Source organism: Telluria sp. AIW5, from assembly GCF_056680575.1.
Window position 1 is genome coordinate 2,020,925 of sequence record NZ_CM155289.1, and the last position, 12,408, is coordinate 2,033,332.

Annotated in this window: 10 protein-coding genes; 1 reads left to right on the top strand and 9 read right to left on the bottom strand. The window is 60.2% G+C overall.

Translation table 11 applies throughout. The annotated features are described in order from the left end of the window. Positions 1-61: 61 nt before the first annotated feature. The 9 genes from AC1MEM_RS08935 to AC1MEM_RS08975 all read right to left on the bottom strand — a co-directional run bounded on the left by AC1MEM_RS08935 (position 62) and on the right by AC1MEM_RS08975 (position 10,831). On the bottom strand, positions 62-1,078 hold the full coding sequence (locus AC1MEM_RS08935; protein WP_499476698.1) for a bifunctional riboflavin kinase/FAD synthetase: 1,017 nt from the start codon (positions 1,076-1,078) through the stop codon (positions 62-64). A 305-nt stretch (positions 1,079-1,383) separates the two neighbouring features. Further along, complete coding sequence (locus tag AC1MEM_RS08940; RefSeq protein ID WP_499476699.1) at positions 1,384-2,616, bottom strand: tetratricopeptide repeat protein; 1,233 nt, start codon at positions 2,614-2,616, stop codon at positions 1,384-1,386. A 70-nt stretch (positions 2,617-2,686) separates the two neighbouring features. Then, positions 2,687-3,118, bottom strand: coding sequence for an ExbD/TolR family protein (locus tag AC1MEM_RS08945; RefSeq protein ID WP_499476700.1), 432 nt, complete (start codon positions 3,116-3,118; stop codon positions 2,687-2,689). 66 nt (positions 3,119-3,184) lie between these two features. Continuing rightward, on the bottom strand, positions 3,185-3,613 hold the full coding sequence (locus AC1MEM_RS08950) for an ExbD/TolR family protein (RefSeq protein WP_499476701.1): 429 nt from the start codon (positions 3,611-3,613) through the stop codon (positions 3,185-3,187). A 29-nt stretch (positions 3,614-3,642) separates the two neighbouring features. Next, positions 3,643-4,575 carry a MotA/TolQ/ExbB proton channel family protein gene (locus AC1MEM_RS08955; RefSeq protein ID WP_499476702.1) on the bottom strand — a complete coding sequence of 311 codons (933 nt, stop codon included), beginning with the start codon at positions 4,573-4,575 and terminating at the stop codon, positions 3,643-3,645. An 85-nt stretch (positions 4,576-4,660) separates the two neighbouring features. Further along, positions 4,661-5,323, bottom strand: coding sequence for an energy transducer TonB (locus tag AC1MEM_RS08960; protein WP_499476704.1), 663 nt, complete (start codon positions 5,321-5,323; stop codon positions 4,661-4,663). A 546-nt stretch (positions 5,324-5,869) separates the two neighbouring features. Next, positions 5,870-7,396 carry a SpoVR family protein gene (locus tag AC1MEM_RS08965; RefSeq protein ID WP_499476705.1) on the bottom strand — a complete coding sequence of 509 codons (1,527 nt, stop codon included), beginning with the start codon at positions 7,394-7,396 and terminating at the stop codon, positions 5,870-5,872. A gap of 28 nt (positions 7,397-7,424) precedes the next feature. Next, complete coding sequence (locus AC1MEM_RS08970) at positions 7,425-8,696, bottom strand: YeaH/YhbH family protein (protein WP_499476706.1); 1,272 nt, start codon at positions 8,694-8,696, stop codon at positions 7,425-7,427. Between the two features lie 212 nt (positions 8,697-8,908). Further along, positions 8,909-10,831, bottom strand: a complete 1,923-nt coding sequence (locus AC1MEM_RS08975) for a PrkA family serine protein kinase (RefSeq protein WP_499476707.1) — start codon at positions 10,829-10,831, stop codon at positions 8,909-8,911. Positions 10,832-11,392: 561 nt separating this feature from the next. Between AC1MEM_RS08975 and AC1MEM_RS08980 the strand changes: the two genes are divergently transcribed. After that, a complete protein-coding gene (locus AC1MEM_RS08980) occupies positions 11,393-12,406 on the top strand; it encodes an adenosine deaminase (protein ID WP_499476709.1) in 1,014 nt (337 codons plus the stop codon). Positions 12,407-12,408: the final 2 nt, after the last annotated feature.

Consider the following 12,408-nt stretch of genomic DNA (forward strand, 5'->3'; position numbering starts at 1 on the left):
ATGCAGGTAAGGGCTGGCGCTGGTGTCAGCGCAGCCGCGCGGGGAACGATGCCGTCGCGCGTCAAATTCGGTCGGTGGCGCTCAAGGCGCGGGCACGGGCGCTGCTACTGCCACTGCTGCGCGGATCGAGGTGCGGGATATGGTGCGCGAACCAGGCGCGGGCCTGTTCGGCGTCGCGATGGATGGCGGCGGTGAGCGTGTCGAGGTCGACATATTTTTCCTCGTCACGCAGTTTTTCCAGGAACTCGACGCGCACCAGCTTGCCGTAGCAGGGACGGTCGTAATCGAAGACGTGCACCTCGAGCAGCATCCTTCCCGCATCCTCGACCGTGGGGCGCACGCCCAGGCTGGCGACGGCCGGCAGCGGCTGGGCGGCCAGGCCGTGGACTTGGACCACATAGATGCCTTGCAGCGCAGGGCGGTGCGCGACGCGCAGGTTCAGCGTTGGAAAGCCCAGCGTGCGGCCGAGCTTGGCGCCGTGGATCACATGGCCGGACATCGCGTACGGGTGGCCGAGCAGGGCGCCGGTCGCCTGCAAATCGCCTGCCGCCAGCGCGGCGCGCACGGCGGAGGACGAGATGCGCTGGTCGCCCTGGCGCACGGTAGGCAGGGTCTCGACGTGGAAGCCATGGCGCCGTCCGGCTTCCATCAGCATCGCCACATTGCCGGCGCGCTTGGCGCCGTAGCAGAAGTCGTCGCCGACCATCAGCCATTTGACGTGCAGGCCGTCGACCAGCACGCGCTGGGTGAAATCCTCGGGGGAGATCGAGGCGAACTGTTCGTTGAAGTGTTCGACGATGACGCGGTCGATGCCGGCGGTGGCCAGGTCTTCGAGCTTGTCGCGCAGGTTTGCAATGCGCGCCGGTGCGCGGCTGAGATCGCCACTACGGCGTGCAAAATATTCGCGCGGGTGCGGCTCGAAGGTCATCACCGCCGCTTCGAGTCCCAGCGCCTGGCTTGCCGCCCGGACGCGCGCCAGCAAGGCCTGGTGGCCACGATGGACACCATCGAAATTGCCGATGGTAAGGGCGCACGGTGCACGCGCCGCGTCGTTGGGAAGTCCGCGAAATACCTTCATTGGTGGTTCCAGAATGCCCGGCAAGCCTGCCACGCATGTCGTGGTGAAGCATGCCGCGGGGCGAAAAGCTTGATTATACGGTATAGACTTGCCTGCGTAGGGTGGGCGGCTGTACCCGGGAGGCAAGGTATCGGCGGCTTTTGCGCCGCCTACGCTTGAGGGCCGCGTCACGGTGGCCGCATTGAAACCGGTTTTGCAGGTCGGTGGTTCGCCTGGCATGCGCGCGTTGAACGCGTGGGGTAAAAAAAACGCCGCCTGCGAACAGGCGGCGTTTCATGCGGATCTGGAAAACGCGCGCGAGACGATTATCCAGCCAGCGGCTTGTTGATCGCCATGATCCAGTAACGTGCCAGCTCGGCCGTACCTTCCTTGCCGCCGACGCCGCGCAGGGCGCTGATCGCCTGCTGCTTCTTGCCGGCTGCGGCATAGGCTTCGCCCAGGCGCAGCTTGGCTTCGTCGGCGTAGCGCAGGTTGCCGGCCTTGATCGCCGATTCCATCATCTTCAGGCCCTTGTCCGCCTGGCCTGCCTGCACCAGGCTGTAGCCGAGGCCAACGAGGCCGTCGTTGTCCTTGGCGGCCGTGTATTCGGCTTCTGAGGCGGCGGCATCCTTGTTGCGCTCGGCCAGGCTCTTCTCGGCCAGGTCTTTCAGGCGCTGGTGACGGGCGGCATCAGGACCGGTGCCCAGGGCGCCGGCCTTGTAGCCCTTGTCGATGATCTTCAGGGCTTCCGCCGGCGCCTTGGCCTGCAGCACGAGCTGTGCCATTTCCATGTACTCGCTCGGCTTCTTGAGCAGGCCGTTGGCCAGTTTCAGGCGGTAGATGTCGACTGCCAGGCGGCTCGAGAAGCCAGGCTTGCCCTGCACGCGGTTCAGCAGGTCGTTCCAGTACTGGGCTTTCGGATAGTTGGCCGCCAGCTTTTCGATGGTGTTGACGTAGCCGGCCTTGTCGTTCTTCTTGAGCTGGATGTTCGCCAGCATGCCGAGCATGTCTTCGCTCATGTGGCCGGACTTCTCGGCGCGTTGCAGTTCGGTTTCCAGGGCAGCGATATTGCCCTGCTTGTAATAGTTTTGCAGCAGGTAGGCGCGCAGTTTCGGATCGTCGCCGTTTTTCAGCTGGCGCTGGATGGCTTCATTCGCCTTGTTCAGTTCGCCACCGCGCATGTAGATGCCGATCAGGCCTTCCGAGAACTGGCTGCGTTCGGCTGCAGACAATTTGCCCGAGGCGATCAAAGCTTCAAAAGCGTCGGCAGCGGTGCCGTAGTCGCCGGCCGAGGAGGCGGCGGCAGCGCGCACGCGATCGATCAGGTAGCTTTCGTTGGCGGTCTTGTTCGGGACCTTGTCCGCTTCGCGCAGTTTTGCCAGGGCGTCCTTGTGCTTGCCCTGTTTCATCAATGCCTGGGCTGCCTGCAAAGGCTTGCCGACTTCGGCGCGCAGGGCTTCTGCTGCCTGGGCAGGGGCGAGGCCGATGATGGGAGTTGCTGCGGTAAAACCAAGGGCGGCCAGTGCGAGGCCGAGGTGTGCGAGACGGAATTTGCTCATGCTATGAAAATCCTTCTTTGAAAATGGACACGGCAGGGAAACCCTGCCGTGTTAGTCAAGCCTGATGCGGTTACTGGAACTGCTCGTTACCGACCATGCCGATCTTCGTGACGCCGAGACGTTGAGCCGTTGCCATGACACCGGCAACAACCTTGTACTCGACCAGCTTGTTCGGACGCAGGTGCACTTCCGGCTGGTTTGGCTGGGCAGCCACTTCATTCATCTTGGCTTCCAGCGTCGGGCGGTCAGGAATTGCCTGGCCGTCCCAGAGGATGGTGCCATCGAAGTCGACGTCGATCGTGACAACGCGCGGCTCTTCGGTCTTTGGCGGTGGGGTGCCCACCGGCATGTTCAGATTGACCGAGTGGTTTTGCTTCGGAATCGTGATAATCAACATGATGATCAAGACCAACAAGACGTCGATCAGGGGCGTCATGTTCATTTCCATCATCGGTTCCGGATCGGCCCCTTTGGCGGCGCCTGAACCTACGTTCATACCCATGGTGTTTCCTTTTCAAATGGGGTGCAAGTTGCGGCGCCGGAGTTGCCTCCGACGCCGCGGCTGACATTACATCTTGTCAGGCGGTTCGATCACGAAACCGACCTTTTGCACACCAGCACGTTGTGCCGTGTAGATCACCCGACCAATTGCTTCGTAGCGGGTGGCTTGGTCGCCACGGACTTTCACTGCAGGCTGGGGTACTTTCACCGACTGCTCCGCGAAGAACTTGAACAATTCGTCCGTGTTCTGGATGCGGCGCTGGTTCCAGTACATCTCGCCGTCCTTGTTGACGGTGATGTTGATGTCTTCCGGCGCAGTCTTGGTGACCTGGTTCGTTTCTGCCGGCAGATTAACCTTTTGCAACTGCAGGACCACCGGACTGGTGATCAGGAAGATGATCAGGAGAACCAACATAATGTCGACAAGCGGCGTCGTGTTGATCTCTGACATCACTGCATCTTCATCTCCGCTATCGGAGCCGACACTCATTGACATGATTTATCCAATCTTTTCAACGACCGGAATTAGCCGATCTTCTTGGCCGAGGTAGCAGCACGTGCGGCTTCCGAGGTCGACATGGCGCCCGACACCAGGACCGAGTGGACGTCGGCGCTGAACGAACGGACATCTTCCATGGCCGACTTGTTGCGGCGAACCAGCCAGTTGTAACCCAGGACGGCAGGAACGGCGACGAACAGACCGAAGGCGGTCATGATCAGCGCTTCACCGACTGGACCTGCGACCTTGTCGATCGATGCGTTACCCGACATACCGATGTTGGTCAGTGCGTTGTAGATGCCCCAGACGGTACCGAACAGACCGATGAACGGCGAGGTCGAACCGACGGTTGCCAGGAAGGACAGGCCATCCTGCAGGCGCGACTGGACGCGGTCCACGGCGCGCTGGACTTGCATCGTCACCCAGGTCGACAGGTCGATCTGCTCGAGCAGGGCGCCGTCGTGGTGCTGGGTAGCCTTGGTGCCGGTTTCAGCGATGAAGCGGAATGGCGAACCTTCTTTCAGCGCGGCCGAACCGGCAGCGATCGAGTTGGCTTTCCAGAACTTCTGCGACACTTCTTTCGACTGGCGCATGATCTTCGACTGGTCGATCAGCTTGGTGATGATGATGTACCACGAGCCCATCGACATCAGCGACAGGATGATGATGGTGCCCTTGTTGACGAAGTCGCCTTCAGCCCACATGGCCGAGAAGCCGTACGGGTTCTTGACTTCTTCTTTTGCGCCAGCGGCGGCCGGAGCGGCTGCGCCTTCGGCTGCAGGTGCAGCGGCTGGTGCGTCAGCGGCCGGAGCGGCTGCTGCGTCTGCCGGTGCGGCGGCGGCCGGGGCTGCGTCCTTCGGTGCGTCAGCGAAGGCTGGTGCCGAGACCAGGGCCGATGCCGCCGTAACCGAGAACAGGACTGCCGCCAGTACAGCGGACAAACGGGTATTCTTAAACATGCTTCCTCCAGAAATATAAAAATAGACAGTTCGCTGATCTAAAGACAACGAAAATCACTGTTTGTGAGACGATCTTCTGTCTCGGTTATTGGTCCAGCGACCAGACGTACTCGACCGAGGTCCACGCCTGTTCAGGTTGACCATTGACCATTGCCGGTTTGAAGCGGCACTTGCCGATGGCAGCCTGCGCTGCACGGTCCAGATCACGCGAACCACTCGATTTCGCGATCTTCGACTCAACCATGCGGCCATCGACGCCGATCAGGAACTGAATCACAGACTTGCCTTCTTCTTCGTTACGTGCCGAAGCTTTCGGGTATTCCGGTTTGGCGCAGGTGCTGAAGTCTGCGACTGCAGCGGTACGGCTAGGACCGGCTGGTGCTGCAACTGGCGACGGCGGTGCCGGTGGCGCAGGCGGAGCCAGGCTGGTCGTCGGAGGCGGCGTGTTCGTCGCGGCGGAAATCGTGTTCTGCGGCGGCGGCGGTTGCTGCACCTGAACCTCGACCGGCGGGATGAACGGAGGCGGCGGGGCCTTCATTTCCGGCGGTGGCGGCGGTGGAGGAGTTTCCGGCGGCGGCGGTGGTTTCACCTCTTCGATCAACTTCGTTTCCACTGCTTCCTGCACCTTCGCGATCACCTTCGTACCGAGACCATTGATGATCCCCCAGGCGACCAGGACGTGCAACAGGACCACAATGGTGATACCAGTGAGATTCTTCCCCGGTTCCTTCTCATGTGAAAAATTCATGCCTGCTTTCTCCAATACCAACTCTTTTTGTTGCTACTAAACCCTCAAAACACGACGAAATGACAAGGCCGCGTCCGGGACATCGGCGAATTATACCTACGAATTCTTTTTTGCACAGGTATTTTTGACGCTCCAAAATGGACGTAAACCCCTGTAAAAACAGGCCTTACTGCTCATCCGGACGCACCCTCGGTGTGCAAAAAAACGCAGGAAAACTCTATATAAAATTACAACTTAATTGCTTGATATGGCTGCACTGTAGAAGATGTGGAAACTGTATGTATTTACCAAATTTTGCACGCTGGATTTTCCTATTGGCAAATATCATATAGTGCAATGCTCGGCTTTTTGCGAACTATAGCGAGTTTTGGCAAACGCGAGCGTTCGCCAGCTAACAGAAGTGGGGGCACAACGGGGCAGGAAGCATGACTGGAGGTGATGGCATGTCGTTGAGTCGCTATATCTTGACATGCATCAGTGATGAGGTTGCCTCCAGGCATGCACCCGTGTGGGGCAGGCGGGCTGGAGGCGGTTTGCTGCGGTGTATTAGCGGTGGCGTTTCTCGCGCCGGCAGTCGAGGAAGCTGACGACGTGGCCGGTGGCGTCGACCGTCTCGAGCCGCACGTCGAAGCCCCACAGCCGGGCCACGTGCTTGAGCACTTCCTGGGCCTGGGCGTTGAGCGGGCGGCGCTGGAACTGGGTATGGCGCAAGGTCAGGGCCCGGTCGTCGCGCGTATTGACTTGCCAGACCTGGATATTCGGCTCGCGGTTGCCGATGTTGTACTGCTCGGCCAGCTGCTGGCGCACGTAGCGGTAGCCGGCTTCGTCGTGGATGGCCGAGATGGTGAGCTTGTCGCTGCGGTCGTCGTCGAGCACGGCGAAGAAGTGGAAGTCGCGGATCAGCTTGGGCGACAGGTACTGGGCGACGAAGCTCTCGTCCTTGAAGTTGCGCATCGCGAAATCGAGCGTCTTGATCCAGTCGCTGCCGGCCATGTCGGGGAACCAGGTCCGGTCCTCGTCGGTCGGGTTCTCGCAGATGCGCCGTATGTCGCTCATCATGGCAAATCCGAGCGCGTAGGGATTGATGCCGCTGTAATAGGGGCTGGTCGCCGCCGGCTGGTAAACGACGTTCGTGTGGCTTTGCAGGAACTCGAGCATGAAGCCGTCGCCGACGATGCCCTCTTTATATAGTTCCTGCAAAATCGTGTAGTGCCAGAAGGTGGCCCAGCCCTCGTTCATGACCTGGGTCTGGCGCTGCGGGTAAAAATATTGCGAAATCTTGCGCGTGATGCGCACCAGTTCGCGCTGCCATGGTTCGAGCAGCGGCGCGTACTTCTCTATAAAGTACAGCAGGTTTTCCTCGGGCTCGAGCGGAAAGCGCGGCGGCGGGGCGTCGCGCTCTTCTTCCTCGCGCCGCGGCACCGTGCGCCACAGGGCGTTCACCTGCGACTGTGCATACTCTTCGCGCTCCTTCTGGCGCGCCGCTTCCTGGGCCACCGACAGTTTGGCGGGCCGCTTGTAGCGGTCGACACCGTAGTTCTGGATCGCGTGACAGGAGTCGAGCAGGTCTTCGACGGCATCGATGCCGTAGCGCTGCTCGCACTCGGCGATGTAATTCTTGGCAAACACCATGTAGTCGACGATCGCTTCGGCGTCGGTCCAGGTGCGAAACAGGTAATTACCCTTGAAGAAGGAGTTATGGCCATAGGCGGCGTGGGCGATGACCAGCGCCTGCATCGTCAGGCTGTTTTCCTCCATCAGGTAGGCGATGCAGGGATTGGAATTGATGACGATCTCGTAGGCCAGGCCCATCTGCCCGCGCTTGTAGCTCTTTTCGGTCGACAGGAAGTGCTTGCCGAAGGACCAGTGGTTATAGGACACCGGCATGCCGACCGAGGTGTAGGCGTCCATCATCTGCTCGGCGGTGATGATCTCGAGCTGGTTGGGGTAGGTGTCGAGGCCGAATTTCCTGGCCACGCGGCGGATTTCTTCGTGCGCCTGCTCGATCAGGTCGAAGGTCCACTCCGACTGTTCGGGCAGGGCACGCGGGTTTTTGGTGCGGTCGTCTGGCATGGTATCGCTCTCAATGCGGTGCCTCTGTTTACTTGGGCTGCTTCTTGAACAGCTCGCGGAAGACCGGGTAAATGTCGGCCGGCGTCACGATCTTTTGCATCGCGAAATTGGCATGGTGCGCGGCGACCTCGGTGTACTGCTCCCACAGGTTCTGCGGCGGCCCGTCGGTGATTTCCACATAGGTGTAGTACTGCACCTTCGGCATGATCCCGTTGTCGAGCAATTGTTTGCACAGCACCGAGTCGTTGTCCCAGTTGTCGCCGTCGGACGCCTGGGCGACATAGGCGTTCCAGTCGGAACTCGCGTAGCGCTCGCCGATTACCTTTTGCAGCAGGTGCAAGGCCGACGAGACGACGGTGCCGCCCGACTCGCGCGAGTGGAAGAATTCGTCCTCGTCGACTTCGGCCGCGGCCGTATGGTGGCGGATGAAGACGACGTCGATGCGTTCGTAAACCCGCTTGAGGAACAGATAGAGCAGGATGAAGAAGCGCTTGGCGGTGTCCTTGCGCGTTTCGTCCATCGAGCCGGAAACGTCCATGATGCAGAACATCACGGCCTGGGTGCTGGGTTTCGGCACCTTGATGCGGTTGCTGTAGCGCAGGTCGAACGGATCGATGAAGGGGATGGCGTTGATGCGCGTGTGCAGGTGGTGGATCTGGCGCTTCAGTTCGATCACGCGCGGGTCGTCCTCGGGCACCTCGGCATCGCAGAGCTCCTGCAGTTCCTGCTGGAGTTCGTTCACGGCCCGCCGGCTGGGGCCGCCCACCGCGATGCGCCGTCCGAGTGCGCCGCGCAGCGAGCGCAGCACGTGGATGTTCGACGGCGTGCCCGACACGTTGTAGCCGGCGCGCTGGGTTTTGAAATCGATGGTCTGGGTCAGCTGCGTCTTGACCATGTTCGGCAGCTCGAGGTCTTCGAAGAAGTAATTCATGAATTCTTCGCGCGAGAGCTCGAAGATGAAGTCGTCCTCGCTGGTCTGGTCGCTGTTGCCGGCGCGGCCACGGCCGGAACCGCCGCCACCGCTGCGCGGGCGGCTGAACTGGTCGCCTTTCTGGTATTCGGTATTGCCCGGGTTGACGGTTTCCCACACGCCGCCGTGGGCGTGGCCGAAATGCGGTTCGTTGACATCCTTGACGGGAATCGAGACTTTCTCGCCGTTCTCGATGTCCGTGATCGAGCGGCCCTTGATCGCGCGGCCGACCGCATCCTTGATTTGCGCCTTGTAGCGGCGCAGGAAGCGTTCACGGTTCACCGCGGACTTTTTCTTGCTCTGCAAGCGTCGGTCGATGAGGTAAGTCAAAACATGCCTCCTGTAAAAACCGCGGCGGACCGCCAACTGCCACGGTCCCCCTATCTTAATACGCAGCGTGCATAAGCGGGGTGCGCACGGCTGGCAGCTCGCCAAAATTGCGTCGCAGGGTGCGCAGCGATCCGGCTTTCAGGCGGCCGCTGCCGGCAAACCCCCGCTGCGCACGGCACGCCGCCCAGGGCGCGCCGCCGCCGGCGCCTGCCTTACGACGACTTCCTTACGCGCAGGTACCATTCGCACAGGAGCCGCACCTGCTTGGCGGTGTAACCCTTTTCCACCATGCGGTTGACGAAGTCGGCATGCTTGGTCGCGTCTTCGGCACTCGCTTTGGCGTTGAACGAAATAACCGGCAGAAGTTCCTCGGTATTCGAGAACATTTTTTTCTCGATCACGGTACGGAACTTTTCGTAGCTGGTCCAGGCCGGATTCTTGCCGCCATTCGTTGCCCGGGCCCTCAGGCCGAAGTTGACGATCTCGTTGCGGAAATCCTTCGGATTCGAAATGCCGGCCGGCTTTTCGATCTTTTCCAGCTCGGCGTTGAGCGACTCGCGGTCGAAACTCTCGCCGGTATCCGGATCGCGGAATTCCTGGTCCTGGATCCAGAAATCGGCAAAGGTCACATAACGGTCGAAAATATTCTGGCCGTATTCCGAATAGCTTTCCAGGTAGGCGGTCTGGATTTCCTTGCCGATGAAATCGACATAGCGCTGCGCCAGGTGCTCCTTGATATAGGAGTGGTAGCGCTGCTCTTGTTCAGGCGGGAATTGCTCGCGTTCGATCTGCTGCTCCAGCACATACAGCAGGTGCACCGGATTGGCCGCCACTTCGGTATTGTCGAAGTTGAAGACCTTCGACAGGATCTTGAAGGCGAAGCGCGTCGACAAGCCATTCATGCCTTCGTCCACGCCGGCGTAGTCGACGTATTCGTGCAGCGACTTGGCTTTCGGGTCGGTGTCCTTCAGGTTCTCGCCGTCGTAGACCAGCATCTTCGAATAGATGCTCGAGTTTTCCGGGTCTTTCAGGCGCGACAGGATCGCGAACTGCGCCATCATGCGCAGCGTCCCCGGCGCGCAGGGCGCTTTCTCGAGCGACGAATTGTGGATCAACTTATCGTAAATCTTGATCTCGTCCGAAATGCGCAGGCAGTACGGCACCTTCACGATATAGATCCGGTCTAGGAAAGCCTCGTTATTGCGGTTGTTGCGGAAGGTCTTCCATTCCGACTCGTTCGAGTGCGCCAGGATGATGCCCTCGAAGGGGATGGCGCCAAAACCTTCGGTGCCCTTGTAATTGCCTTCCTGGGTGGCAGTCAGCAGCGGGTGCAGCACTTTGATCGGGGCCTTGAACATCTCGACGAATTCCATCAGGCCCTGGTTCGCCAGGCACAGGCCGCCGGAATAGCTGTAGGCGTCCGGATCGTCCTGCGAATAATCCTCGAGCTTGCGGATATCGACCTTGCCGACCAGCGAGGAAATGTCCTGGTTGTTTTCGTCGCCCGGCTCGGTTTTCGAAATGGCGATTTGCTTGAGGATGGAGGGGTAGCGCTTGACGACGCGGAACTTGTTGATGTCGCCGCCAAACTCGTGCAGGCGTTTCACGGCCCAGGGGCTCGGGATCGAACGCAGGTAGCGGCGCGGGATGCCGTAGTCTTCTTCCAGGATGACGCCGTCCTCGTCTTCATTGAACAAGCCGAGCGGCGATTCGTTCACGGGCGAGCCCTTGATCGCGTAAAAGGGGACCTGCTCCATCAGGTGTTTCAGTTTTTCCGCGATCGACGACTTGCCGCCGCCGACCGGCCCCAGCAGGTAAAGGATCTGCTTGCGTTCTTCCAGGCCCTGCGCCGCGTGGCGGAAATAGGACACGACCTGCTCGATCACTTCCTCCATGCCGTAGAACTCGCGGAAGGCGGGATAGATCTTGATGACCTTGTTGGCAAAGATGCGCGACAGGCGCGGATCGAGCCGGGTATCGACCAGTTGCGGCTCTCCGATCGCGGCCAGCATGCGTTCCGGCGCGCTGGCATAGATCAGCGGGTCCTTCTTGCAGAGGGCAAGATATTCGGACAGGGAATATTCTTCTTCACGGGTGCGCTCGTAACGGGCTGCGTAGTTGTCAAAAATGGTCATGTGCATGTCCTTTAGTTTGCTAACAACGATCACTGTCACGACAGGCGGCCTGATGCCGACTGCCAAAGCCCCATTTTTTCGCTGAATCCCGTCTCGTGGGTCGTCCCGGTAGCGCCGCGAAGTGGGCGGCGGCTCAGGCGGATTGTTCTTGTTCGAGCCGGCTTGTGGCCGGATTTCCCAAATGGTTGGAGGGTCTTCTTTTGTTTCTGAAATTTATTATGTCCCTATTGGTTCTCGAAGTCAAAGCAGTATCAAGTACGTGGCCGTAACGATTGTAAGTAACTGATTCGACTGGAAAACAATGGGATTTTTAGCGCATTCAAAGCCTCGCGGACAGCAAAAAACAGGGAGGTGTCTTATGCATGCCACATGGCTATTTCCCCCAATCTTTATTGCTGGGGTGACGAAAGCGCTGGGTCGATATTGCACGATCCGGCGGGCCGGTGGCGCACGCGAAACCGGCGGTTTTTCGTTCTCTCGTCCAATGAAAACTGGGGCGCATCGGCATGCGGTACACTTGCGGCCTTGCCCCGAAAAACCGCCTTTGACGGAGAACATCCCATGCTGAACGAGCAGCTGCGCCAGACCATTGAACAGATGCCGAAGGCCGAACTTCACATCCATATCGAGGGCTCGCTTGAGCCGGAGCTGATCTTTGCGCTCGCGCAAAGGAACGGCGTGTCGTTACCTTATCCATCGGTCGAAGCGTTGCGCCAGGCCTACGCTTTCACTGATTTGCAGTCCTTCCTCGACATTTATTACGCCGGCGCCAGCGTGCTGCTGGTCGAACAGGATTTCTACGACATGACGGCCGCCTACCTGGCGCGCGCCGCTCTTGATCATGTGCGCCATGCCGAAATCTTCTTCGACCCGCAGACCCATACCGCGCGCGGCGTGCCCTTCGAGACCGTGATCAACGGTATCTGGCGCGCCTGCCAGGACGCGCCGATCAGCGCCACGCTCATCATGTGTTTCTTGCGCCACCTGTCCGAGGAAGAAGCCCTGGCCACGCTGGACGAGTCGCTCCCGCACCGCGACAAGTTCATCGGCGTCGGCCTCGATTCTTCGGAGGTGGGTCATCCGCCGGAAAAGTTCGCGCGCGTGTTCGAGCGTGCGCGCCAGCTCGGCCTGCGCCTGGTGGCCCATGCGGGCGAGGAGGGGCCGCCGGCTTATATCGAAAGCGCGCTCGACGTGCTCAATGTCGAACGCATCGACCATGGCGTGCGCTGCCTCGAAAGCGATGAACTGGTCGAGCGCCTGGTGCGCGAACAGATGGCGCTGACCGTCTGCCCGCTGTCGAACATCAAGCTGCGCGTGTTCGACGTGATGGGCTCGCACAACCTGCGCACCCTGCTCGACAAGGGACTCGTGGCGACCGTCAACTCGGACGACCCGGCCTACTTCGGCGGCTACATGAACGCCAATTTCATCGCCGCTTTCGAGGCGCTGCCGCTCGACGCCTCGCATGCGCGCCAGCTGGCCCGCAACAGCTTCAGCGCGGCCTTCCTCGGGCCGGAGCAGAAGCGCGCTTACCTCGCTGAAGTCGACGAGTTCTTCGCCGCGCGCCAAGGATAGCC